General features: G+C 60.2%; 22 protein-coding genes. 9 read left to right on the top strand and 13 right to left on the bottom strand.

The window, feature by feature from the left end:
- Positions 1-21 precede the first annotated feature (21 nt).
- The 4 genes from M0D67_RS06975 to M0D67_RS06960 form a co-directional block, all read right to left on the bottom strand.
- Complete coding sequence (locus tag M0D67_RS06975; RefSeq protein WP_266238154.1) at positions 22-1,032, bottom strand: Ldh family oxidoreductase; 1,011 nt, start codon at positions 1,030-1,032, stop codon at positions 22-24.
- Between the two features lie 154 nt (positions 1,033-1,186).
- Positions 1,187-1,927 (bottom strand): FadR/GntR family transcriptional regulator, encoded by a 741-nt coding sequence (locus M0D67_RS06970; protein ID WP_154558010.1) that lies wholly within the window; start codon positions 1,925-1,927, stop codon positions 1,187-1,189.
- 257 nt (positions 1,928-2,184) lie between these two features.
- The gene (gene lhpH / locus M0D67_RS06965) at positions 2,185-3,192 is read right to left on the bottom strand and encodes a trans-3-hydroxy-L-proline dehydratase (protein ID WP_266238152.1); all 1,008 of its coding nucleotides are present in this window, start codon (positions 3,190-3,192) and stop codon (positions 2,185-2,187) included.
- Positions 3,193-3,228: 36 nt separating this feature from the next.
- Positions 3,229-4,350, bottom strand: coding sequence for a branched-chain amino acid ABC transporter substrate-binding protein (locus M0D67_RS06960; protein ID WP_154557829.1), 1,122 nt, complete (start codon positions 4,348-4,350; stop codon positions 3,229-3,231).
- Between the two features lie 144 nt (positions 4,351-4,494).
- Between M0D67_RS06960 and M0D67_RS06955 the strand changes: the two genes are divergently transcribed.
- On the top strand, positions 4,495-6,738 hold the full coding sequence (locus M0D67_RS06955) for a N,N-dimethylformamidase beta subunit family domain-containing protein (protein WP_266238149.1): 2,244 nt from the start codon (positions 4,495-4,497) through the stop codon (positions 6,736-6,738).
- Between the two features lie 29 nt (positions 6,739-6,767).
- On the opposite strand, the gene M0D67_RS06950 is transcribed toward M0D67_RS06955, so the two are convergent.
- A complete protein-coding gene (locus M0D67_RS06950; protein ID WP_266238147.1) occupies positions 6,768-7,370 on the bottom strand; it encodes an NADPH-dependent F420 reductase in 603 nt (200 codons plus the stop codon).
- Positions 7,371-7,537: 167 nt separating this feature from the next.
- Between M0D67_RS06950 and M0D67_RS06945 the strand changes: the two genes are divergently transcribed.
- The 5 genes from M0D67_RS06945 to M0D67_RS06925 all read left to right on the top strand — a co-directional run bounded on the left by M0D67_RS06945 (position 7,538) and on the right by M0D67_RS06925 (position 12,879).
- The gene (locus M0D67_RS06945; protein WP_266238145.1) at positions 7,538-8,467 is read left to right on the top strand and encodes a LysR family transcriptional regulator; all 930 of its coding nucleotides are present in this window, start codon (positions 7,538-7,540) and stop codon (positions 8,465-8,467) included.
- 321 nt (positions 8,468-8,788) lie between these two features.
- Positions 8,789-9,628: a transporter substrate-binding domain-containing protein gene (locus M0D67_RS06940; RefSeq protein ID WP_171925883.1), complete on the top strand. Its 840-nt coding sequence runs from the start codon at positions 8,789-8,791 to the stop codon at positions 9,626-9,628.
- A gap of 75 nt (positions 9,629-9,703) precedes the next feature.
- A complete protein-coding gene (locus M0D67_RS06935; RefSeq protein ID WP_266238143.1) occupies positions 9,704-11,230 on the top strand; it encodes an amino acid ABC transporter permease/ATP-binding protein in 1,527 nt (508 codons plus the stop codon).
- A gap of 8 nt (positions 11,231-11,238) precedes the next feature.
- Positions 11,239-11,913: a GntR family transcriptional regulator gene (locus M0D67_RS06930; RefSeq protein ID WP_266238141.1), complete on the top strand. Its 675-nt coding sequence runs from the start codon at positions 11,239-11,241 to the stop codon at positions 11,911-11,913.
- 111 nt (positions 11,914-12,024) lie between these two features.
- On the top strand, positions 12,025-12,879 hold the full coding sequence (locus M0D67_RS06925) for a DUF1989 domain-containing protein (protein ID WP_054040108.1): 855 nt from the start codon (positions 12,025-12,027) through the stop codon (positions 12,877-12,879).
- Between the two features lie 56 nt (positions 12,880-12,935).
- On the opposite strand, the gene M0D67_RS06920 is transcribed toward M0D67_RS06925, so the two are convergent.
- From M0D67_RS06920 to M0D67_RS06895, 6 genes are all read right to left on the bottom strand, one after another.
- Complete coding sequence (locus M0D67_RS06920) at positions 12,936-14,207, bottom strand: RNA polymerase sigma factor (protein ID WP_266238139.1); 1,272 nt, start codon at positions 14,205-14,207, stop codon at positions 12,936-12,938.
- On the bottom strand, positions 14,204-14,575 hold the full coding sequence (locus M0D67_RS06915; protein ID WP_154557837.1) for a YciI family protein: 372 nt from the start codon (positions 14,573-14,575) through the stop codon (positions 14,204-14,206). Before M0D67_RS06915 ends, M0D67_RS06920 begins: the two co-directional genes overlap by 4 nt.
- A gap of 126 nt (positions 14,576-14,701) precedes the next feature.
- A complete protein-coding gene (locus M0D67_RS06910; RefSeq protein ID WP_266238136.1) occupies positions 14,702-15,784 on the bottom strand; it encodes a low specificity L-threonine aldolase in 1,083 nt (360 codons plus the stop codon).
- 153 nt (positions 15,785-15,937) lie between these two features.
- Positions 15,938-16,753: an AraC family transcriptional regulator gene (locus M0D67_RS06905; protein WP_266238134.1), complete on the bottom strand. Its 816-nt coding sequence runs from the start codon at positions 16,751-16,753 to the stop codon at positions 15,938-15,940.
- Between the two features lie 73 nt (positions 16,754-16,826).
- Complete coding sequence (locus M0D67_RS06900) at positions 16,827-18,044, bottom strand: MFS transporter (RefSeq protein WP_266238132.1); 1,218 nt, start codon at positions 18,042-18,044, stop codon at positions 16,827-16,829.
- A 113-nt stretch (positions 18,045-18,157) separates the two neighbouring features.
- Positions 18,158-18,592 (bottom strand): helix-turn-helix domain-containing protein, encoded by a 435-nt coding sequence (locus tag M0D67_RS06895; RefSeq protein ID WP_093635082.1) that lies wholly within the window; start codon positions 18,590-18,592, stop codon positions 18,158-18,160.
- A 157-nt stretch (positions 18,593-18,749) separates the two neighbouring features.
- Between M0D67_RS06895 and M0D67_RS06890 the strand changes: the two genes are divergently transcribed.
- A complete protein-coding gene (locus M0D67_RS06890) occupies positions 18,750-19,748 on the top strand; it encodes an aldo/keto reductase (protein ID WP_154557842.1) in 999 nt (332 codons plus the stop codon).
- 201 nt (positions 19,749-19,949) lie between these two features.
- Here M0D67_RS06890 and M0D67_RS06885 read toward each other — a convergent pair whose 3' ends face one another.
- Together M0D67_RS06885 and M0D67_RS06880 are read right to left on the bottom strand one after the other, a co-directional pair.
- Positions 19,950-20,564, bottom strand: coding sequence for an ankyrin repeat domain-containing protein (locus M0D67_RS06885; RefSeq protein ID WP_266238129.1), 615 nt, complete (start codon positions 20,562-20,564; stop codon positions 19,950-19,952).
- 71 nt (positions 20,565-20,635) lie between these two features.
- Entirely contained in the window at positions 20,636-22,123 is a 1,488-nt protein-coding gene (locus M0D67_RS06880) for a catalase (RefSeq protein WP_266238290.1), read from the bottom strand.
- A gap of 855 nt (positions 22,124-22,978) precedes the next feature.
- Here M0D67_RS06880 and mug point away from each other — a divergent pair.
- On the top strand, positions 22,979-23,560 hold the full coding sequence (gene mug / locus M0D67_RS06875; RefSeq protein WP_266238127.1) for a G/U mismatch-specific DNA glycosylase: 582 nt from the start codon (positions 22,979-22,981) through the stop codon (positions 23,558-23,560).
- A gap of 557 nt (positions 23,561-24,117) precedes the next feature.
- Positions 24,118-25,371, top strand: a complete 1,254-nt coding sequence (locus tag M0D67_RS06870; RefSeq protein ID WP_266238125.1) for an efflux RND transporter periplasmic adaptor subunit — start codon at positions 24,118-24,120, stop codon at positions 25,369-25,371.
- Positions 25,372-25,381 lie beyond the last annotated feature (10 nt).

The raw sequence follows: 25,381 nt of genomic DNA, 5'->3' as shown, positions 1-25,381 counted from the left end.
CAACCCTATCCCCGACAGATCTCACGAAATCAAACGGGTAAGTTCGTCGTGAAGCTCCTTTGAAAGCGACACGCCGTGCTCAACGCTGCGCTGTCGCGCATCGAATCGTCGCTGAGAGGGCAGACGCGCGCCCTGACCCACGATTCCTTCAAACAGAGTCTCGGCGCGCTGCAGGTTGTCCGTAGGGGCAGCGCCGGCGAAGACTGCAGGGTCGAAAGCGATGACGATTTCACCATGACAGGGGGCCGCGCCTACGTCTTCGTCAAAAGCCAGCGATTCCGGGCTGAGCATATCGCCAATTAACGGACCAGCCAGCAACTCAACCATCGCTGAGAGCGCGGAACCCTTATAGCCTCCGAATGTAAGCATGGCACCCCTCAATGCTTTATCGGGATCATCGGTAGCTTGACCGTTTTCGTCGATCGCCCAGTCACTCGGGATCTTCGAGCCAGACCGCTTATGCAGCTCGATGTCGCCACGGGCGATTCTGCTCGTAGCCATGTCGAACACAAACGGAAAGGGGCCTGGACGTGGCCAGGCGAACGCGATCGGGTTGGTTCCAAATAGCGGCTTGTTTCCGCCAGCAGGTGCTACACAGCTATGGGTCGGTGTCATGGCCAGTGCGGCTACGCCTTCAGCAGCAATTGCCTCGACCTCCGGCCACAAAGCGCTGAAGTGAAAGCAGTTGTTGATTGCCAGGGCCGCGATACCAGATTTCTTCGCCTTTTCGACGAGTACTCGACTCCCCAGTTCAAAAGCAAGCGGAGAGAATCCGAACCGAGCATCGACTTTAACAAGCGAAGGCGAGACATCGTTTATCTGCGGTTCGGCATCAGCATTGATTTTGCCCATCTTCAGCGTTTTTACGCATCCAATAAGGCGCCATACACCGTGTGAGTGGCAATCGTCCCGTTGACCTGCAACGAGTACCTTCGCCATCGCGTCCGATTGACGCGCGCTGAGCCCATTGGATGCCAATACGTCAAAGGCCAACTTGTGCAGGTGATCAAGTGAAAGAACTATTTCTGCCATGTCTTCTGAAGTCCGTCTTTTATTAGTGGCCGCGCGGCCACGCGCATTCGATTTGTATCCAGCGTCTGGTGATGATCATCGGGGACATCGCTACTGCGATCTCTTTGTCGACGATGGTGGAGTGTTCGCGGCCAGCTAATTGATCAGGCCGGCTTTACTTGGGCGCAATATCCCGTCGCACCCGCTTGATATGCTGCTCCACGTAAAACCCTGCTGCGTCACCATCGCCGCTCACGATTGACTCGTAAATAAGCCGATGCTCGGACGCATACAGGCGTATCCGTAGCGGATCGTAAATCGCGTCGTCCTTTAGCCGCTTCCACAATGGTTGATCCATTGTTTTCGCTACCTCGTCTGCGATCTTGACGAGCAGAGCGTCACCCGTCATGACCGCCAATTGCCGGTGGAACAATCTATCGCTGTTATTCCACAGCGCACGCTCTTCGAGATTGGTGATATCGTGAATTGTCTCCATCTCTGCAAGATATTGCTCAGCCAGGCGATCGCGCTTACCTCGTGCGGCGGCTCGACGTGCGATTGCAGGTTCGAGGATGAATCGCGTTTCGAGCGTTCCCGTTGGACTGAAATCTGGCTCCGCGTTCTGAGTTCCATGATTGCCGTCGACGTTAAGCAAACGCTCAGAAGCTGCCGAGGAGACGTAGGTACCGGAATTCCGTTTCGTCACAACGAGGCCTTCATTCTGAAGAGCCCCTATTGCCTCTCGAACCGCAGGTCGGCCGACGCCATAGAGCGCTGCAAGTTCGCGTTCCGATGGCAGCCGGGACTCGGCCGCGAACCGTCCCGTGCGGATTTCTTCCTTGATCTTCTCCTCGACCTGCTCATAAATCTGCAGTGGTCTGAAATTCGATTCGAGATCCTGCCGTGTCGTACCCATCTCACTTCCTTTCATTTCCTGACGCCCGATGCGCGGGAGTTCACCTGTCATTGACGGATAATTATCATACGTCGTGGCGACATGATGCCATCTCCTGATGCGACCACGCATGAAGTGTTCCCCGTGGCTCGCACAAGGCAAAAAGCGCGGCGGCATCCCATTTCAGAATGCGCCGCGAAGGCACCAAGGAGATGGGCCAAAAGGTGTCACGCCAGTGCGGCAGTTGCCGTCGAAGCAGCGCCTGTAATCTGCCCTCTCTACCGCACCAGGAACCCGTAGGTCAAAGGATCGCGCTCGTCGATCAACCACGTTCCGTAGCCGCAGATAAACGCATTCCCTTCGATCTCAGGAATCACTGCATCGAATTCACCGCATGTCGTCTCACTCAGCACGCGGCCCTTGAAGATCGTTCCGATGATCGACTCGTTCACGAGCGTCCCATCCGGGGGTAGCTTGCCACGCTGGTAGAGCTGGGCAACGCGTCCTGCGGTGCCGGACCCTGTTGGCGATCGGTCAACCTCGCGATCGGCGAAGATGCAGCAGTTCGCCTGAGTCGATCCCGGATGGCGGGGCGTATTCGAAATGATCGTGCCGTAGAGCCCTCTGATTTCTGGAATCTCCGGATGAACGATGTCAAACGCTGCGTTAGTTGCCTGGGTGATCTCGTCGCCGAACTGCTTCAGTCGATCAACGTTGTTTTCGCCTACCGCCATATCGTACTGTGCGCCATCGACGTAGAAATAGAACGCGCCTCCGTAAGCGATGTCTCCGGACACGGGGCCGAACGTTGGCGTATTGACGGTGACGTCGTTTTTCCAGACGAATGACGGCACGTTCACAAAACGCACATTCCCTGCATTTTCGCCGTCCCACTGGACGAAAGCTTCGAGGAATCCGCAAGGCGCATCGATACCCACGCGCGTTTCTGGCGACGTGCGCTCAATCCACCCCAGTTCAACCGCTGCGGTGGCCAGCGCAATGGTCCCGTGGCCGCAATGGGGGCTGTAGTCCTTATTCTGCGTAAAGATGATGCCGAAATCCGCGCCTTCGGTCACCGGCTCAGTGAGGAAGCCTCCGTACATATCGGCATGGCCTCGAGGCTCCAGCATCATGGCGCTCCGCAACTCATCCGCATGCTTCTGGATCCACTCCCGCCGCTCCACGATGGTTTTCCCCGCGAGACGCGGGAAACCATTGGTGATGATGCGAAACGGCTCACCACCGGTGTGCATTTCGATCGTGTTAAGTGTTCTGGTAATTCGCATAGATACTCCGTCTTGCTTACTATCTTCGTTGAGACCTTAGTTGCCGTAAGTTACGACGGCGCCATCCTTGAATGTGTACACGGTCGTCGCCGAGCTTTTCAGATCATGATGTACGTCGAACGAGTACTCGCCGGCCACGCCGGTGTAGGCGGACTTGGCGAGTTGCGCACCAATTTTGGCGCGGTCGGATGTCGTGCCAGCCTTCACCATCGCGTCAGCCAACAGCTTCATGCCGTCGTAATAGCTCACGCCATACACCTGCGTATCGACGTTGAAGGTTGTCTTGTACTTTTTCAGGAACGCGCTACCTGCTGGCGTCTTGTCCAGCGAGACCCCGCCTTGGGAGCAATACGCATTCGTCGCTGCGGGACCTGCGATTTTGGCCATATCAGACGTACAGATTCCGTCGCCACCCAACAGCTTCGCCCGCAAGCCGAGCTGACGCATCTGTTTGACAAGCGGGCCGCTTTGCGACGCGTAGCCACCATAGAAGATGACGTCGGGATTCGTCGCCTTGATCTGAGAGAGGACACCCTTGAAATCGACGGCCTGACCATTCGTGTATTGCTGGTCGATAATCTTCAGCCCGCGTGCCTTGGCCACGCTCATGAACTCTTCGGCCACGCCTTGCCCGTAGGCCGACCGGTCATCCATGACTGCCGCTGTTTTCGCTTTAAGCGTATCGACGGCGAAATTCGCCATCGCACCGCCGAGTTGCCCGTCACTAGCTCCGATACGAAAGACTTCGTTAAAGCCTTGGAGAGTCAACGCCGGGTTTGACGCAACCGAAAGCATCGGGATGCCAGCGTTCTGGTAGAGCCTGGAGGCCGGAATCGCGACTCCGGAATTGTATGGGCCCAGAACTGCGGCCACCTTGGCGTCGACCAGCTTCTGCGCGACCTGCACCCCGATCCGGGGATCCGCCTGGTCATCTTGCGATACCAATTTGAATGTTACGCTTTTGCCGGAAATCGTTGTTCCGGCGCTATTCAGCTCGTCAACCGCCATGCGCGCGCCATTCTCGTTGTCTTTCCCCTCCGACGCCTGGGGGCCGGTCAAAGGCCCGGAAACTCCAACAAGAACAACCTCTTGGGCGCTTGCGCTACCGAAGACGAGAACTGCAGCGACCGTCATTGCCGAATAGACCAATTTTTTCATCGCACACCCCAAGTGGTTAAAGTACACTGGACTCGATAGTGACCACTTTTGGTTCTATTTGCAACCATTGCAAAATAAAATCTCACAGGGGGTTTCCCCTGGCCGTAGGCGGTCGCAGAGCAGCGCCTGGGACCACGACCAAGAATGATTGATCATTTGACTATGACTACTTCAGACTCCCAAACTCCCGCGATCATCGGCTATGCAACCCCGTGGAGCGCACACGCTGGTCAGGAACTGGCGTTCAAAATCAGTTCGCGCGGCGCTCGCGCCTTTACGGCAACTGTTGAGCGCATAGATTGTTGTGACCCAAACCCCGATGGGCCTGGGATGAAACTGGTCCCGATCGATGTCCGGCTGCAAAGCACCTACCCAGGACAGGAGCAGCCAATATTTCCCGGCTCCTGCGCTTACGGCCCGATGCCGGCTCTGGAGAACATTCAGCACATCAAGCTCTACCTGACGGTTCAACCCACGCTTGAAGACGCTTCCCTCCAGACATTGGTCGCTCTTCAGAACCACGATGGAACGCATGGTGTAACGATCGCTCTCACTCGCGGCGAACTTGTTTTCCAGAGCCTCGCGAACGGGGAGCTGATCACAACAGGCGTACCTGTCGCCGCCGATCTGTGGACAAATCTGCAGATATCGATCGACCGTGACGGGCACATCCGGGCGATTAGCTCCGGTACAAACGCACGCGAAGAGGCATTCAGGAACGTGGCGGACTTTGAAGTGCCGTTCTCTGCCGCCTCGTTCGACGCTACTTCCGTGTGCTTTGCGGCTGTCTGGACAGGACACCCGGAGCACGCCTTCAACGGCTTCATCGAAAGCCCGGAGTTGCGCGCGCCTAGCAACGATGCACGCGGCGATCAGCGCGAGGACATCCTGTTGGCACATTGGGACTTCACGCCAACGCTTGCTCACACGAGCGTACCGAACTGCCTTGATAGCGGAGCCCCGTTGACGCTTGTGAACGCACCAATGAGGGCAGTTCGGTCGTCGGGGTGGACCGGACGCGAGCTGGACTGGAAGCATGCACCGAATGAATACGCCGCGATCCGGTTCCACGCTGACGACCTGTCGGACTGTGGCTGGCAAACGTCGGTACATCTGAAAATTCCGGCCGACATGGCATCGGGTGTCTATGGACTGCGCGTGGACAATGGAGAAGGGGTCGATACGATTCCGTTTTACGTCACGGTTGCGCCGGAGGGGAAGCATGCGCGCATCGCGTTTCTTGCACCCACGCTGACTTACTTGGCCTACGCCAACAACGCTCGCGGAAATTTTTCGGGCGCGCTTGCCGATCGCGTGGACAAATGGGGCGGCTATCCTCACAACCCGGACGTCGTAACTGCATTTGGTACATCAACATACAACTCCCACAGTGATGGCTCAGGTATAAGCCTCTCCTCCCGCCTGCGCCCGATTCTCACAATGCGTCCAGGTTATCTGACGTTCCTTGACGAGCATGGCTCAGGTCTGCGCCACTTCTCCGCGGACTCCCATCTGACCAACTGGTTAAGGGAAAAAGGATTCGAATTTGATGTCGTTACGGACGAGGATCTCGATGAGCGAGGCGTCGACGCGTTGAAGCACTATGACGTCGTCCTGACCGGCTCTCACCCCGAATACCATACCCGCCGAATGCTCGATGCGTTCCTCGCCTATCGGTCTGCGGGTGGAAGCCTGATGTACCTTGGCGGAAACGGGTTCTACTGGAAAATCGGGCGCGCAGCGTCTGCACCGCATCTGCTTGAAATTCGTCGAGCCGAGGCGGGCATGCGGGTATGGGAAAGTCAGCCCGGTGAGTACTACAACCAGTTGGATGGCGAGTATGGGGGGATGTGGCGTCGAAACGGATTGCCGCCGCAAAAAGTTGCGGGAGTCGGGTTTACGGCGGAGGGAGATTTTCGGGGCACATTCTATCGCCGCACGCCGGCCTCGTTTGCCACCGAACATTCCTGGCTGTTCGCGGGGGTTAAAGCAGGAGCAGGAGAACCACTTGGAAACTTCGGCTTGTCTGGCGGCGGCGCTGCGGGCTTTGAAATTGATCAAACTGCGGCCGACCTCGGCACGCCCGCCTACGTGACAGTGGTCGCGTACTCCGACAATCACGACGCCAGTTTCGTGACCGTTCCCGAGGAGCTTCTCTTCAATCGAATGGTCGGCAAACCTAGAGTGCATAGCGGCATTCGAGCCCACATGATCTGCGGCTTCAGCCCGAGCGGCGGCGGACTATTCGCAGTCGGCTCAATCTCGTTTCTCGGAAGTCTCTACTGCGCCGGTTATGACAACGACGTCTCGCAAATCGTCGAGAACTGTTTGCGCCGCTTTCTGGCCGTCTCCCACAGCTCCCGCAAGTCGCCCTTAAAGCAAGTTTGAAAGGCGCGGTTTTCCGCGCCTTGGTTTGCTTATCCAAACTTGACGAAATTGTGCACCGGCAGCGGGCCGCCCGGAATTTGAACTAACTTGCCCCCGGCTTCGAGCGAACCCAGGTCGATGCCGAAGAAACCGAGCTGCTCGATCAGTCCGCTCACTGCCGCTTTCGCCTGCCCGTCGTCTCCCGCGAAGAACAACACGCGGCGTCCGCCTTCGGCCTGCGGATCCTTCGAAAGGAGATGTGCCGGAAGATGGTTGAACGCCTTCACGACGCGTGCGCCCGGCACGAGTTCCGCGAAGATTCCGCTCGACGTCCGGCCATGCAATTCAGCCGGTTTGAACAGCGGCGGCTCGATCGGGTTGTTCGCGTCGATCACGATGCGTCCGCCGAAGTCCGGCAGCCCGGCCAAGGCGGTCGGCAGCTTCGTCCAGTTGACGGCGACAAGGACGATGTCCTGCGCGGCCGCCTGTTCGCGCGTTCCCGGCGTGATCAAGGGGCCGAGCTCGCGTGCGAGGTCGGCGAGTGAGGCCGGGCCTCGGCTGTTCGCGATGACGGCTTTGAGGCCTTTGCCCGCCAGCGCTCTCGCGAACGCGGACCCGATGGCGCCTGCTCCGATGATACCGATGGTGCTCATAACGATGCTCCTGGTGAAGAGTGATCAATCAAGTGATAAGCCGGCAAGGAGAGGGACATCTGAGGTTCACTCCCGGGGCTAGGTGACTGAATGTTGCCGCCTTTATTGCTTGATGATTAGCTGTGAATCGCTTGAATTATTTTCAAGCAATGCTTTAAGATTCATGGATGGAAACCCTCGCCAACCTCAAGTCGTTTGTTCGTAGCGCCGAAACGGGCAGCTTCTCCGCGGCCGCGCGGCGTCTTGCGCTGACGCCCGCCGCGGTCAGCCGGAACGTTGCGCTGCTCGAACGCAATCTCGGCGTGCGGCTGTTCCAACGCTCGACGCGCAAGCTCACGTTGACCGAGGCGGGCGAGCGCTTTCTCGTGGAAATCGGCGGCAATCTGGACGCGCTGCAGGCGGCAATCGCGTCCGTGTCGAACGATCGCAGCGAGCCGGCCGGCGTGCTGAAAGTCAGCATGGCGCCAACGTTCGGCATCACGTACGTCATGCCGCTGCTGCCGGCGTTCCTCGCGCGCTATCCAATGATTCGTCCTGATTGGCACTTCGAGAACCGGCCGGTTGACCTGATTGAAGAGGGATACGATGCCGCGCTGGGTGGTGGCTTCGATCTCGCCCCGGGCGTCGTGTCGCGCGCATTGGCGCCTGCGCATCTCGTGGCGGTCGCGTCTCCGGCATACATGGCCGGCCGCATCACACCGGCCGATCCCGGCGATCTTGCGAACCTCGACGGCATCGTGATGCGCTCGAGCCGCACGGGCCGCGTGCGTCACCGAACCATGCGTAACGCAGTGGGCAATGAGATGCCCGCACAGCTTGGCGAGACCATCATGGTCAATGACCCGGCAGCGATGCGCGAGGCAGCGATTCTCGGACTGGGCGTGACGCTGCTGGCCGTGTCGGACGTGCTGTCGTCGATTGAACGGGGGGAACTCGTGCGATTGCTACCGCGCTGGTACGCGGACGCCGGGGCGATCTCGATCTACTACGCGACGCGAGCGCTGCTGCCGGCGAAAACACGGGTGTTTGTCGATTTCGTTGTCGAGGCGTTCGAGCGGGAGCGGTTGGCTGAGAGGTTTGCGGGCAGCATCGGGTGAGTCGCGCCGCGCAGGCACGCTCCCTTCTTCCCCACGAAATGCACCGTTCCTGAACGCGTTCGCCGGTAACACGCGCAGGCGCACGGAACCGGTGCGCCGACGACGGCCGCGCCTCCGTTAAAGACCAGCCCGCGTCTCCCTCACAGCCGCACCAGACCTACATCACGGCGCGCTCACCCACCTCCTCGTTTCCTTGGCTCGGATCCTGCTTATGCAGGAATTATTGTTGAACAATACTTTTTCTATTGTTCAACAATGTATATTACCTCCACCCCGACGAGCGAGAACTCCATGAAAGCCCAACCTGATCTGAAAACTGTCATGCCCTCCCTGCCGCGGGTCGCGAAGTGCGCCGCCGCGCTCGCGCTGTTCGCCGCGTCTCACGCGTTCGCCTCGAGCGGCGCGCCGACCGTGGCGCCCGGCAAGCTGACGATCGGCGCGGATCTGACGTATCCGCCCTACGACTACGTGCAGGACGCTGATCCCGCCGGCTTCGATCCCGCGTTCATGACGAAGCTCGCTGGGCACCTGAAGCTCCAGCCCGGCTTCGTCGACACCCGTTTCGCGAATCTGATCCTCGGCGTGAACGCCAATCGCTTCGACGTAATCGCGTCGGCGCTCTATGTGACGCCGGAGCGCGCGAAACAGATCGACTTCGTGCCCTACCTGAAAACCGGCGGGTCGCTGCTCGCCTTGAGCCACACCGGCTTTGAGCCGAAGAAGCCCGAAGATCTGTGTGGCAAGCGCGTGAGCTCGATCAAGGGTGCGTCGTGGATTCCGAAACTCAACGACGTATCGAAGCAGGTCTGTACGCCTGCCGGCCGCGGCGCAATCGACGTGCGCGAGTTCGAGACTTCGCCGGAAGCGGCCCAAGCCGTCCTCTCGCACGCCGTCGACGCGCAATTCGAAGACTCGGCCGTCGCGCAGATGACCGTCAACAAGCTCGGCGGACGCGTGGCGATTACGTCGACAACCCCGCTCTATCCGGTCGTCATCGGGCTCGGCGTCAAGAAAGGCAATGACGCGCTGCTCGCCCAATTGAAGAGCGCGTTTGCGTCGATGAAGCAGTTAGGCGAATACCAGGCGCTACTCAAGCAGTACAACGTCGCCGAACCGACCGGCAATGACATTGCCCAGGCGCTCGGTACGGCATCGAACTAACTGCACGTTGCGCGCTCAGCCTGAGGCCGGGCACTCGCCCGCGCCCTCGTGGCTGCGCGTCGTAAGGGGAAGCACATGGTATTCGACTGGCACTACACGGCTTCGCTGTTGTTCGACGCCGCCTTCTGGAAAGCCACCTGGCTCGTCGTCGAACTGAGCGCCGCGACCTGGCTGATCGGCATTGTCGCGGGCTTCGCACTCGCGCTCGGCAAACAGTCTGCGTTCATGCCGCTACGCGTGGCATGCAGCACCTACATCTGGCTCTTTCGCAGCCTGCCGCTGCTGGTGCTGCTGATCTTTGTCTATAACCTGCCGCAGGTGCTGCCCTGGACGGGCGGCCTGTTGTCCGACCCGTTCTGGGCCGGCCTGCTGGCGCTTTCGATCAGCGAAGCGGCCTACATCGCCGAGATCCATCGCGGCGGCCTGCTGTCGCTCCACAAGGGCCAGCTCGAAGCGGGCAAGGCGCTCGGAATCCGCTTCGTCGGCCTGCAGCGGCTGATCGTGCTGCCGCAGGCGTTTCGCGTCGCGCTGCCCTCGCTCATTAACGAGTACGTTACGATCGTCAAACTCACGTCGCTCGTGTCCGTCATTTCGCTCGCGGAAATCCTGCTGGTTGGCGAACGCCTGTACACGCAGAACTTCAAGGTGCTGGAGACGATGCTGGCCGTCTCGTTCTACTATGTGCTGATCGTTACGGTGTTCGGCCAGGCGCTGAAGATGCTCGAGAAGCACCTTGATGTCACGCTCCGCACGCGAGCTGCGAACGCCGTCATTCCCGTGGAAACACCGCGGCCCGTGCAGGTAGCAAAGGACGTTCGCACCGCGCGAACAAGCAGCGCGACGCGTTCGCTGGAAGCCATCGGCATCCGCAAGCGCTACGGCGATCATGAAGTGCTCAAGGGGATCGACTTGACCGTGCGCGCAGGAGAGGTGGTGTCGATCATCGGCCCGTCGGGTTCGGGCAAGACTTCGCTGATCCGCACGCTGAATGGCCTCGAGACGCTCGATGGCGGCGAGGTGCGCCTGCATGACAAGGCGTTCCTGTGGCCGCCCCGTGGGAGGCATGGCAAGGTGCCGCATGCGCAGTACATGCGCGGCATCCTCGATATCGGCATGGTGTTTCAGAGCTTCAACCTGTTTCCACACAAGACGGTGCTGCAGAATGTGACGCTCGCGCCCCGCTATCACGGGCGTTTGAACGGCGCCCCGCTCGACGAATCCGGCATGCGCCTGCTGGCAAAGGTAGGCATGGCTGCGCATGCGCACAAGTATCCGCATCAGTTGTCCGGCGGTCAGCAGCAGCGCGTCGCGATTGCGCGGGCATTGGCGATGCAGCCCTCGATTGTTCTGTTCGACGAACCGACGTCGGCGCTCGATCCGGAACTGGTCAACGAAGTACTGAAGGTCATCGAGGGACTTGCCCAGGAAGGCATGACCATGATTATCGTCACACACGAAATCAACTTTGCGTTCCGTATTTCAGACCGTATCGTGTTCATGGAAGCAGGCATGATAGTGAGCGATGCGCCGCCGCGCGAACTGGCGACGCTCGACAAGACTTCGCGTATCGCCAGCTTCCTCAAAGACGTCCACCTTGCTTAAAACACCGTATGCCCACCTCGCAATCAACTGTTACCCCCCTCACTGGGCAGGAGCCCGAGCAATCGGTCACGGACCGGATCCTGTCGACGATCCGCAACGAGATCATTGAAGGCAAATTGCCGCCGGGCACCGCACTTGTCGAGAACGATCTCACCCAAGCGCACGACGTCTCGCGCAACACGCTGCGTGAAGCGCTGCGTCTCCTGTGCCGTGAAGGGCTCGCGGTGCATTACCGGCATCGCGGCGTGATCGTGCGCACCCTGACGCGCCATGATGTGCGCGACATCTATCGGGTGCGGCGCACGCTCGAACTGCAGGCCCTGATGCGCGAGGACCCGATTGAGGAAGATGAAATCGCGGCGATGCGCGACGCAGTCGTGCACGCGCAAGCGGCGGCGGACGAAGGTGACTGGCGCAGCGTCGGCACCTACAGTTTGCTGTTTCACCGGCGCATCGTGCAGTTGCTCGGCAGCCCGCTATTCGACACATTCTTCACGACGATACTGGCGCAACTGCGCCTCGTGTTTGCCTCGGCCCCCGACGAGCGGCGCTTCCAGCGTCCCTGGATTGCGAAGGATCAGGAAATTCTCGAACTGATCGCGAGTGGGCGCACCGCCGAGGCGAGCGCCGCGCTCGCCGGTTACCTGAAGCAATCGGAGCACGCCCTGCTCGATTACCTTTGATTCGTTGCCTCTCATTCCGGCTTAGTCCACCGATTCACGGCTACTGCTCAAACAGGCGACAGTGCGTGACAAGCGCAGCCTGTCCGTGTGCTTTATCAAGGAGTCTCCATCATGTTGAATTACCCCGCCGCCTATCAATCCACCAAGGGATCCGCGCTCGACCCCGACAAGGCGTTTTATGGTCGCATCGCCTCCGAACACGATACGCGCACACTGGTCGAATCGATCGTCGTGCCCATCCGCTCGGGTCAGGCATGGACCGTACCGGCTGGTCATGTGTTTCGGATCGTCACGATTGAAGGTCCGCAAGTGGCCGACCTGAACATGTGGAATCTGCACAACCCGCGCGAGCGCATGTGGGCCTCGCGCACGCGCCAGTTGCAGCAGGCGCATGTAAGCACCTTCGACCGTTTGTGGTCGACGCTACCCTTCCTGCGTCCCATGGTGACGATCACCGACGACAGCCTCGCCGACTACGGCGTCGACGAGCATGGCGGCCGCGTTCACGACCTGCTCGGCACGCGTTGTGATCCGTACGTGAACCGCATGCTGACGGGTGAGGATTTCCATTTCCACTGCCACTCGAACCTGACGCGCGCAATTGCTCCGTATGGCTTGACCGAATACGACGTGCACGACGTGCTGAACGTGTTCCAGTGCACCGGGCTGAATCTCGAAGACAAGTACTTCATGAAAGCCTGTCCCGCGAAGAAGGGGGATTACCTCGAATTTTTCGCGGAAATCGACCTGCTTTGCGCGTTGTCGACGTGCCCGGGCGGCGATCTCTCGTTGCCGATGTGGGGACCCGACGCGCGCGATCCGCTGGAGGTATGCCGTCCGCTCGGCATCGAGATCTACCGGCTCGCTCCGCAGATGCTGGAGGGGTGGACCTCGCCCGCGGTCGCCGCGTACAAGGGGCAGCACGGGATGACACTGCAGCAGCCGCAGTGGAAGTGCGGGTGTTGAGGATTCCGCGTCGGCGCAAGGATTGCAACCTCGCGTAGCAAACGCAACGCGCCGATCTAACTTCTCGCCGAAGACAGCGCGATGCGCTTGCCCTGCAGGAACCGGCGCACGGCCGGATCACGCTCGAGTCCGATCGCGAGATCGTACGCGCCGAGCGCTTCGGCCGTCGCGCCGGCACGCGCGAGCAGATCGGCGCGCGCGGCCCAGTACGGCTGGTAGTCGGCCAGCCGCGGATCGTTCGCATACGGCGCGAGCGCGTCGAGCGCCGCCTGCGGGCCGTCCCGTTCCGCCAGGGCGAGCGCACGGTTCACCGCAACCACCGGCGATGCCGCAATCGCGAGCAGCGCATCGTAGAGCTGCACGATCTCGTCCCAGTTCGACCGATGCGTCTGACAGCGGTAAATGTGCGCTGACTGCAGCGCGGCTTCGAGCTGAAAGCGTCCGATTGCGTTGAATGTGCTTGCGCGCCGCAGCAATGCGTTGGCTGCGTCGATCATCGGCGTGTTCCATGTCGCCGGATCCTGAGCCGAAAGCGGCACGTAGTCGCCGGCCGCATCGCGTCGCGCATCGCGCCGCGCCTGCGCATACAGCATTAGCGCGAGCAGACCCAGTGCCTCTGGCTCCTCGGGCAGCAGCTCAATGAGCAGTTGTGCAAGAAACAGGGCCTCACCGACGAGATCGCGTCGCTCGGTATCACCGCCGACCGGATCGGTCCAGCCTTCCGCGTACGCCGCATAGACCGCTTCCAGCACGGCAGCGAGCCGGCCGGGCAACTCCTCGCGCTCGGGTACGCTGAACGGAATACCCGCTTCGCGGATCTTGTTCTTCGCCCGCGCGAGGCGCTTGCTCATCGCGGCGGGCGACATCAGGAACGCGGACGCAATCGTCTTCGCTTCGAGCCCCAGCACCACCTGCAGCATCAGCGGCGTGCGAATCGCGGCCTCGAGTGCAGGGTGTGTGCACGCGAACAGCAACGCAAGCCGGCGGTCGGGCAACACGCCTGCTTCATGCTCGTCGATCTCGTCGGCGAGGATCGCGAGCTGGTTTGTTACTTCGTCGCCGACATGTCGATGGCGCGCGCCATCGATCGCCCGGCGGCGCGCAACCGTCATCAGCCACGCCTCGGGATTCGCGGGGCAGCCGCGCTCGGGCCAGTCCGCGAGCGCGGCTGCAAACGCGTCGGCGAGCGCGTCCTCGGCCGCGGCGACGTCGCGCGTGCGCATCGCCAGCAGCGCGACGAGCTTGCCGTAACTGCGGCGAGCGACCGCCTCGGCAATCGAACGCGCGGCGCCGTCAGCGTCACGCCCGCCGCCGCCGGACGGACTCATGCAGCAGATGGCGCGTCGTAGGGGGCAGTCCAGACCGGGCGCACTTCCATGAGGCCGTGCGCCGCGCCGGGACAACGCGACGCCCACGCGATCGCCGCGTCCAGGTTGGGCACGTCGATCAGGTAGTAGCCGGCGAGCTGCTCCTTCGAATCGGAATACGGCCCGTCAAGCACCTGCGGCTTGCCGTCGACGAGCCGGACCGTGGTGGCCGTGTTGGTGTTCTGCAGCCGGTTGGCGCCCACCAGCACCTCCGCTTTTTTCAACGATTCGGTGTACGCGTGATACGCGGCGACGCCTTGCTGCCGCTCGCTGTCGGTCATCTGGTTCCAGCCGTTTTCTTCCGAATAGATCATCAATAGGTATTGCATATGAGCCTCCGTCATGGGGTTAGGGCGGGTGAACATATCGGGCCGCCATGACAATGACGCTCGGGCGGCATGCTAACGGACAGGTGGTGGCGAAAAATTCAGAGTGGCACGCGCGATCTGCTCCTGTCAAACGCCGTGCGCCGGCACCGCGCGCGTCACATGCGCCAGCAAATTGTCGACATCCTCAATCGTGGTGGAGAAGGAAGTCACGAACCGCACAACGTTTTGTTCCCAACGATCGTGATAGAACCCGAATCCCGCCTGAAGCAGCGATTGGATGGCCACGGAAGGCAATCGACAGAAGATAATGTTGGCCCCAGTCGCGCCGAGCACCTCAACGCCGCTCAACCCCGCGAGTCCTCGGCTCAGGTGCTGCGCGGCGTCGTTGGCCTGGCGTGCGTTGCGCAACCAGAGATCGTCGGTCAAGTATGCGTCGATCTGCGTCGAAAGAAAGCGCATCTTCGAGAACAGATGGCCCGCGCGCTTGCGACGGTAGCCCATTTCGGGTGCAAGGGATGCATCGAACAGCACGATCGCTTCCGCTGCGAACACACCATTCTTGGTCGCGCCGAACGACAAGGCATCGACCCCGGCCTTCCACGTCATCTCCGCAGGCGAACAGCCGAGGGACACTAGCGCATTGGCGAATCGTGAGCCATCCATATGAAGTTTGATGGAAGATGCCTTGCAGACGTCCCCCAGCGCTTCGATCTCGGCCAGTGTGTACACGCCACCCTCTTCCGTCGCCTGCGTGATGCTCGCGCAGGACGGCTGCGTCGAATGCACGTCGCCTACCTTCACGCGAGCCGCGCCATGAAGACTTGCGGGGTCTATCTTCGCTGATTGCCCGTCCACGGTGACCAGCTTCGCGCCATTCGTGTACCACGCGGGCGCGCCGCATTCGTCGTTGTTGATATGGCTCGACGGATGGCAATAGATGTTGCCCCAGGGCGGCGTCATCGCGCTCAGGCACAAGGAGTTGGCGGCGGTGCCGGTCGGCACGAGAAACACGTCGACTTCGCGCTCGAAGATTTCGCTCAGTTTGCGTTCGACGCGGGCAGTGAACTCATCTCCTCCATATGGGCTCGCTTGCCCGGCGCTGCTCGCCGCGATGGCTTCAATTACCTCTGGCGACGCGCCCGCGATGTTATCGCTCGTAAAACCCAGAGCCGGCGCCCTGGCAACGTGTGATCGATTACTGCTGTCCATTGTCCTATCCTCAACTCGACGGGAGGAGAACTTCCCCCCGGATTGGCGCATCCTATGTCGAGTGAGGCCGCCGGACTTGTAAAAAATTGATCAGTCGCGCAGCCATAGGGCGAGATGGCGCTGAACCTCGTGCGCCGCCGCCAACCGCGCGGCTTACGTCCTGTAGCACGACGGCGCGACGCCGTATGCCTGCCGGAAAGCGCGATTGAAGTGGCTTTGATCGTAGAACCCGACTTCCTGAGCGACTGTTGCGATCGCTTGCGAGCTTCGCGACAAAAGCGCACAAGCCCGCTCGAGACGAAGACGGAGCAGCCACGCGTGGGGCGTCATCCCGACGGTCTGCTTGAATTGCTTGAGGAACTGGAACCTGCCGAGTGAGCACAACGCGGCCAATTCGTCGAGCGTGATCTTGTCGCTGAGATGACTGAAACAGTAGTCCCTGACGCGTTCCCACTGAATGCGCGAGAGCGAGCCCTGGACCGTTTCAGGCACGATCGCGCGCGATTGACTCAACAGGCATTCCAGCAACGTGAGCCATTCCGTCTGCATCTCAAGACTGCTCGCGGCGTTGCACCGTCGCATCGCATCGTGCAGTCGAAGAAGATGGCCCGCGAGCAACGGATCCTCAAGCAAGGCGCCGGCGAATTCCGGCTCGCGATGCAGCCCGCTGATCTCCTCCGCCGCGCTTGCAACGAGTTCGCGCGAAAGGCGGAAAGTCTTGAGCGTGGATTGGCTGCCGTCCTCCACGATTCCATCGTGAATCTCGCCTGGCGGCATCAGAACGACAGTCCCGGGTGCGTGCAGTACGGTCTTTCCGTTAACTCGCTGGCGCTGCACCCCGTCCGTCACCAACCCGACGTGGAAATCGAGGTGAAAATGGCGGTCGAAACTGAAATCCGCAAAGTGTGCGGTACTCAGCACCAGGCCGGGTATCTCGGACACTTGCTGGAACTGGACATTCTCAGTCATGGAACAGGGGGGATGGCACGTGTTGGCGGACGTCAGCAAAGTATAGCGCTGCCGAATTCGAGCGGCTTCGTGTTCAGTCACCGATCACTCGCGAATCTTGCCCCGTATCCGCCTGCTCACGCATCAGCAGGAGCAGCGCGATAAGCACAAGCACTATCGTCAAACCAACGAAGAGCAACGTCGCGCGTTGAATGTCGGCGAGCTGCACGGCGATACCAAGGCCGATCACAGGTAGTGAGATCGCCACATAAAGCACGACGAAAAAGCTGGACGTGACTTCCGCTCGCCTGTGCGCCGGCGCCGCGGATGCGATCTCGCCCAACCCGGCGCGAAAGCTGATGCCTTGCCCGATTCCTGCCAGGGCGGTGCCGAGCAAAAGCGCACCGAGCGAGCGCTCCGGCACGCACAGACCAACACATATCAGTCCCACGACGAGTCCAACGCAGCCAGCCGCTTGCCTCCATCGGGCAGTAATGACCGTCTGCACGATTTGCCCGAGTGCGGAGCACGCGAACAGCAGGAACACGATCGCGCCAGTCACGATGCCGCTGTGAAAACCGAGTACGACCCGAATCAGTTGTGGAGCGACAGCCGCAAAGAAGCCCACCACGACGAAACCGGCAAACCCCGCCAGCGCGGCAGGAATAAACGCACGGCGTACTTCGGCAGGAAGCGAAATTTTCTGGATGCCGAGCTTCACGCGCGCAGACATCGTAGCGGTCTCCGGCACGCCAAGGACGACCAGCGCGGCGACACCCACCAACGCGAGATGCGCGGCATAGGGCAGGCGCATCGGCCAGGGGAATAGTTCGACGAGGATGCCGCTTAGCAAAGGACCACAACCCAGCCCGAGCATATTGGACGCCGTAGCCGCGAGCATGGCTTTGCCGCGCCACGCAGGCGGCGCGAGTTCGATCACAGCTACGGTGGCGGTTCCTGTGAAGATGCCGGCGGAGATTCCCGACAACAGGCGGCCGAGCATCAGCAGCGCCAGCCCGTCGCTGAGCAGGAACATCAGCGCTGATGCGGCCGACGCAAACAGTCCGGCCAGTAGCATGCGACGACGGCCGAGCTGATCGGACCAGTTGCCGACCAGTAGCAGTGCACCCAGCACCCCGATTGCATACGAGGCATAGATCACCGTGATGATGGTCGGGGTAAAACCATACTGCAGTTGGTAGTACCGATAGATTGCCGTCGGTAGCGTTGTGCCCATCATGTTGATCGCGAACGCCAACGCGACAGCCAGAAATGCGATCGGGGATCGCGGTGTGACAGAATCTGCTTTCATGAAACGTCCCAACGGTTGCTCGAAGACTGCGCGCAATTATGGGCAATTTCTCACGGCCTTGCTGGCGGCTCGACAGTGGCGGCCAGCTTCGATCTCGCATTACGGCGGCAGTGCTAAGCGATGGGCACGTCACGCGGACGTAGGTGATCGACCCGCTTTTCGCCGTGGTCGAACTCGCGCCGCGCCAATTCCATTTCGCTCATGTGGACTTCGACCCAATCCCATATCCCGCAGATCTTGTCGAGCAGGCTCCGCCCCAATGGCGTTAGCTGATAGTCGACCCGCGGCGGGATCACCGGATGCACGTAGCGCGTGACGAGGCCGTCACGCTCAAGCTGTCGCAATGTCTTGGTGAGCATTTTCTGGCTCACGCCCTCCACCACTTCGCGCAGCCGCGAAAAACGCATCTCGCCGTGCGTACCGAGCGCGTCGATGACGAGGATCGTCCACTTGTCCGCGATCTGCTCGATGATGTTCCGCGCCAGGTCATCGGTTTTTTTTTGCGGATTGTCGTGCGCGTAAGCGCCGTCGTAGCAATTAGTTTCCATGGGGAAAGTATGAAACCGTCAGGTGCCTTCTTGTGATCGCCGGATGCCGCTGAAATAATCGGCTCGCCTGCCCGTCCGATGGGCATGTCGCCGTTAGTCAGATCGCATTCGACCCGGATGCGGTGCTTTACGTAGTGCTTTGATTAGAGAGCTTCACATGACTATTGAAACAATCGCAATTGAAGGTTTAACGACCCCCGTCTCACGCATCGGCCTTGGCACCTGGGCGATCGGCGGATGGATGTGGGGCGGCACCGATGAGAAAGACTCGATCGCGGTGATCCGCCGGGCGCTCGACAGCGGGGTCAATCTGATCGACACAGCGCCGGTGTACGGCTTCGGCGCATCGGAGGAGATTGTCGGCAAGGCGTTGGCCGATGGATATCGGCACAAGGCGGTCATCGCGACCAAGGTCGCATTGGAATGGCACGACGGTGCGGTGTTCCGCAATTCGTCGCCAGAGCGCATTCGTCAAGAAGTAGAGGATACGCTTCGGCGCTTGCGGACAGATTACATCGATCTGTATCAGGTCCACTGGCCCGATCCGCTGGTGCCGATCGAAGAAACCGCCGCGGTGCTCGACGATCTGCGCAAGGAAGGCAAGGTACGGGCGCTGGGCGTCAGCAACTTCTCGCCTGCGCAAATGGATGCGTTCCGGCGCGTGGCGCCGCTGTCGACCACGCAACCGCCGTACAACCTGTTCGAGCGCGATATCGATCGTGATGTGCTGCCGTACGCAAAACAGCATGGGCTCGTCGCGCTTGCCTATGGGGCATTATGCCGCGGGCTGCTGGCGGGGCGCATCGGTGTCGAGACGCGTTTCGAGGGCGACGATCTGCGCCAGCGCGACCCGAAGTTTCGCGAGCCGCGTCGCGAGCAGTATGTCGCGGCCGTAAAAGCGCTGAACGTGTTCGCGCGCGATAACTTCGACAAGTCGGTGCTCGCACTGGCGGTGCGCTGGGTGCTCGATCGCGGCCCGACGATCGCGCTGTGGGGCGCACGTCGTCCGGCGCAGTTGGACGGGATCGAAGATGTGTTCGGCTGGCGCCTCGACGAGAAGGCGTTCGAGCAAATTGACGCGATTGTCGCGCAGTTCGTCAAGGATCCCGTTGGGCCGGAATTCATGGCGCCCCCGGAACGTGTGCTCGTAGCGTGACAGGGAGCCATCGAACATGCGAACCCATCGACGCACCTTCATGCTCCATTCAATCGGCGCGGCGGCGCTCGCGATTACGGGGCGCCCCGTCTGGGCAGGCAAGAGCATGAACGGCGTGCGCAGGTAGGCGATGCCAGGCAGCGCCGACGGTGGATAGTGCGTTGTTGAAGCGGGCGTGATCGGCGGTTTATCCGCCACGTCTCATTGTGTCGCGCCGGCGTGCCGCAATGCATCCTCCGCAGCCGGGTTGTGTTGTGCGATCGCCATTTGCAACGCGGTCCCGCCGCGCGCATCGACATGATTCGCGTTGGCGCCGTGCGCGACAAGCACCGGAATCATATCGAGTCGGCCGAATAGCGCGGCAAACGACAATGCCGTTTCCCCCGCGTTGTTGGTTTGATCGATGTCGCAATGCGTGTCGAGCAACATCGTTGCAATATTCGTCTCGCCTTTGAAGAGCGCCCCCATCAGTGCCGTGTTGCCATGCCGGTCGGCGGCGCAAGCGTTGGCGCCGGCAGAAAGAAGCGCCTTCAATGTCTCAGGGTGGTTGTCATACGCGCTAAGGATCAGCGCGGTATAGCCTTCGGGCGTTGTTGTCTCGAGCGGGAAATGCGCGTCGATCAACGCCTGAACGATATCCGTGCGTCCCGCACGCGCCGCGACAAACCAGTCTTCGGTGTAACGCGGCGTGTCCGTCGCGGCCGAATACGTTCCCGGCTGATACACATGCTGTGCGCAACTCGCCGTCAACAGTGCGGCCAGGGTGGCGACCGCCACGGTCCGAACAAGGCGCCGGGCAGTGAAAGAGCATTGCATTACGTTCTCCGTAAGAAAGCCTGTTTAGTCATTTGTTGGGAAGCCTGCTTGCGCAGGCTCCCGTGCATGCTTCAGTTATCGCTCAGGTGTGCGGCCGCATCCTTCACACGGGTGACATCCGCGTTGGTCGCACGCGCGAGACGGGTACCGTAGTCGGCATCAGCCTTATAGAAGTACGAGAGCATTGCGTACTTGTTCGCGTCGTTGGTCACGCGGCCAAGGTCGCCCGACAGCGCCGTGATCAGATCTGTCTTGCCGGTCTCGGACAGCGTCCGGTAATACTCGCCGGCCTGACGGAAGTCGAGCGTCTTGTGGATCGCTCTTTGCTGGGTTGTCCCCTTCAGCGGCGTCTGCACGGACTTGTACTTGTCCTGCTGTGAGATTTCGGCGACTCCGGATGGCTCGTAGTTCACTTCGCCCTTTCGATCCCCCTCATTCATGAAGCCGTCCTGGTTGTTGTTGTAGACCTGAACGACCGGGCGGTTGATCGGCAACTGGTTGTAGTTCGGGCCGAGGCGATACATCTGCGTATCGGCATAGGAGAACAGGCGACCCTGCAACATCCGGTCCTCGGAAGGCTCGATCCCCGGCACGAGCCGCGACGGCGCGAAAGCCGATTCTTCCGTGGACTCGAAATAGTTGTCCGGAACGCGGTTGAGCGTCATCGTGCCCACCTTCTGCTCCGGGATGGACGACGGCCACACCTTCGTGTCATCCAGCGCATCGAAATCGAATTTGTCCAGATCCTTCGGCGAGAGCACCTGGATGTAAAGGTCCCACTGTGGATACGAACGCGCCTTGACCGAGTTGTACAGGTCATTGGTCATCAGATTCCAGTCCGCACCGATCGAATGCGGGATATCCTGGGGACGAATGCCTTCGACACCCTGACGGCTCTTCCAGTGAAACTTCACGTAGTGAACCTCCCCTTTTGCATTGACGAACTTGAAGGCGTGCACGCCGTAGCCGTCCATGTGGCGATACGAATCCGGCATGCCCTCGTCCGTGTAGAGGTGCGTCAGCATGTTCGTCGCTTCGGGCGAATGGGCGAAAAAGTCGAACGCCAGATTCGGATCCTGCACGCCAGTCACCGCCGATGGTTTGTTCGCATGCACGAAGTCAGGAAACTTGATGGCGTCCCGAATGAAGAAGATCGGCCAGTTGATGCCGACCATGTCCCAGTTGCCTTGCTGCGTGTAGAACTTGATAGCGAAACCGCGCGGGTCTCGTGCCTGCTCGGGCGAGCCGCGATAGCCCATCACCGTCGAGAATCGGACGAAGACCGGGGTCTTCGATCCAGGCGTGAACACCTGGGCAGAGGTGAGGGAGCTGATGTCTGTAGTCGGCACGAACTCGCCATAGATACCTGTGCCACGTGCATGCACGACGCGCTCAGGTATACGCTCCCGGTCGAAGCGCTGCAGTTTCTCGATGAGATGAGAGTCCTGCAAAAGCACCGGACCTTCGGGGCCCGCCGTCTGGGAGTTCTGGTTGTCGCCGACAGGCGACCCGCTATCCTGGGTCATATCCACGGCATACGCCGGTTGAGCGATCGCCATTGCCGAGACGATCGAGAAAATGCTTGCTGCAATCTGTGTCTTCAGTATTTTCACGTTGTATTCCTGGTTCAGGGGGAAACCGGAGGAATCCTATTACTCAGACATTCGATTATCCAATCTCTTTTTCCTATCATTTCAATAGCCACTGAATTCTTTATGAAAATAAAAATTACAAAAATAAAATTGACTTAAAACACGAATTGTTCTGCGGAGCGATTGCAAACCCCATGACGAAAAAGTGAAATAAAAGATTATTCGAAATTTTGAAGAGAGAATCCGCCATGGGCCTTGCTGCATTGCCGTTTTCTCAACAATGACTCCGCATCGCGCGTGTGGTGGCCCGCGTAGGCGCCTTGCGTGGTGGTGCTGTGCACGCTTTATTCATCTCGAGTAATTTCAACTGCATTTATTATTTTTACGCATACCCTTATGATTGATATGTTTTTATCCAGCATATCTACAAGACATTTAATTGTTTTATAAATGACCTTAACTTAACCTTATCATTGCACGGAATAGCGATAATTAAATCAGGAACGCAGGCATGCGCGCCAATAGTTGGAGATGCCTTTCCTGATTTCATCACTCGTCTCGAATGTGAATTGAGGCGTTATCGATAATCATTCCCGCAACAAAGCGCTCGCCGAGTCGTTTTCGACAGAGGGGGATGCAGAGTATCGAGTTCCTGCTTGCCGATTGTGTCGGCTCCCATTGCCAGTGGTATAGACCGCCCCTGGCCAGAATCGGGGCCCGTTTGACCTCAAATCGACCCTCTTGTGGCTTGTCCGCCGTGACGGTGTAGCCCAAACTGCTGCTCTCGTGGGAGCCTCTCCCCAATAAAGGATTACACCGTCCGTGACTCGCTCCGATCCACTTCAAGGTCTTCCTGACATCCTTGAACCAGGTTTGTCGGTGGTATTTTGCGGAATCAATCCGGGCGTTCTTGCGGCATCGACCGGCCGCCACTTTGCCGGCAGAGGCAATCGGTTCTGGCGGGTCGTTCATCTGGCGGGCTTCACGCCTGAACAGATTTCTCCTGACGACGATCACACGCTCCTGCAGTATGGTTGTGGCCTCACAACCGTGGTCTCGCGTCCAACCGCACGAGCGGACGAACTATCACCCGGGGAGTTCAAAGCGGCTGCGACGGAATTCGAGCAGAAGATTGAACGCTATGCGCCGCAATGTGTTGCCTTCCTGGGGAAGATGGCGCTCTCCGCCATGTCGGGCACACGCGACATCCATTGGGGTCCACAACCGACAACGTTCGGCGGCGCCCGCGCATGGGTGTTGCCGAATCCCAGCGGACTGAACCGGACATTCAGCCTCGACGCGCTAGTGTCCGCCTACAGGGAACTTCGTCTTGCCGTCGCGCCTGCCGGGGGCGCGCTTCCTCCTTCAACGCGTGGCCCCGTTCCCTCATCGCGACTCGAATAATTTCAACAAGCTTTCATCGCGCACTCCCGCTCGCTGCGACCGCGGCCCAAAGAAAACCCCCACGATCAACCGTTCGTTGGCGCGAACTACGGGCCGAAACACACCCGACGGAGTGTTTCAGATCCCAACATGTATCACTCCGGTAACTCAAGCCTTGCGCGCCCTGGGTACATTGACGCCATGCTTGGTCTCAATGGTTGTCCACCCGCTTCCACCAAGGCGAACATGAGCACCACACGGTCTGTCAGCAAGGCCCTCGCGGCCGTCGGCGATTCGCCGCGCGCGCTATTTCGAGGGGCCACCTTGATAGAACGTTACCGCCAATTACGAAGCGCATTCATCGTCACGGATCCAGTCACCAAGCCATAACGTCGCCCTGTGCCAATCACGACGCTATACATTTTGCGCAGTCCGCTTTGCTTGCAATTAGCTAACAGCATGCCAAACGGTCGTTGGGTTGTGACAAGGCACGAGAACCATGGCATGGTCCCAACATCCCGGCAGAGAATGACTCCCCATCCGACTATCAACGGCAGCATCTGTTTTCGGAGATACCTATGAGCGAAGCCGTGTCCAAGCAACCCAAGCGCTCCCGACGCGGGCTCATTCTGTTTGCGGTTGTCGTGCTGGCGCTAGTTGCGCTTGTCGTTGTCCATTTGTTGACCCAGAAGAAACCCACGCGCGACGTCGCACCCATCGTCGTCACTGTAGCGAGCGCTACACTCGGTTCAATGCCAGTCACGTTGAGCGAACTCGGCACGGTCACGCCGACCGCCACCGTGACCGTGCTGCCACAGCTAAGCGGCTACCTCACGGCCGTCGGTTATCACGAAGGCCAGGAAGTACAGAAAGGCCAGTTCCTCGCCCAGATCGATCCACGCCAGTATCAGATCAGCAAGCAGCAGGCTCAGGCAACACTCGCCAAAGACCGCGCGACGCTGGCCCAGGCGCGTGCCGATCTGGTCCGCTTCACGCAGTTGAACGAGCGCAAGTCGATCGCCCAGCAGACCTTTGCGGATCAGCAATTCCTGGTGCAGCAGGACGAGGCCGCAGTCCAGGTCGATCTCGCCAACATCGCCCAGTTCGACCTCGACCTGATCTATTGCCGGATCACCGCGCCGGTCGCCGGCAAGGTCGGCCTGCGCCTCGTCGACCCGGGCAACTACGTGACGGCGTCATCGTCGACGGGGATTGTCGTCATCACCACCATCAAGCCGACTACCGTGCAGTTCACGGTGCCGCAAGACGCGCTGGCCTCCATCGTGCAGCGCCTGAATGGCGGCGCGACCTTGCCGGTCACCGCGTATTCCAGCGACAACGCGCGCGAGGTTGCCACAGGCGCGCTTTACGCCGTCAGCAACCAGATGGCCACGTCGACCGGCACCGTCACCTTACGCGCTACTTTCGCCAACGAGGACGAAGCGCTGTTCCCCAACGAGTTCGTCAACGTCAAGCTGCTGGTCGATACGATGCAGAATGCCGTGCTGGTGCCGACCCCCGCCGTGCAAACCGGCGCGCCGGGCGACTTCGTCTATCTGGTCAACGCGAACAATACCGTCTCCGTGCACAAGGTAAAGCTGGGTCCGAGCGACGGCAAGAACACGGTCATCCTGTCCGGCCTCGCCCAGGGCAACCAGGTGGTCACGGACGGCACGGACCGTCTGAACGACGGCGCCAAAATCCAGCCGGCCAAGTCGAAGCCCGCGGCGGCTGGTCCATCGGCCAGTGGCGCCGCCGCGGAACCTGCCGCTTCCGAACCCGCTGCGGCGTCCGCGCCAGCAGCGGCGTCGGCCAATGCTGCTTCGTCGTAGCGGGCTCACG

Origin of the sequence: Paraburkholderia sp. SECH4, from assembly GCF_030511745.1 — a bacterium.
GTDB classification, from domain to species: Bacteria; Pseudomonadota; Gammaproteobacteria; order Burkholderiales; family Burkholderiaceae; genus Paraburkholderia; species Paraburkholderia madseniana.
The sequence above is the reverse complement of the archived record's forward strand: the minus strand, read 5'-3'. Positions and strand labels throughout refer to the sequence as shown.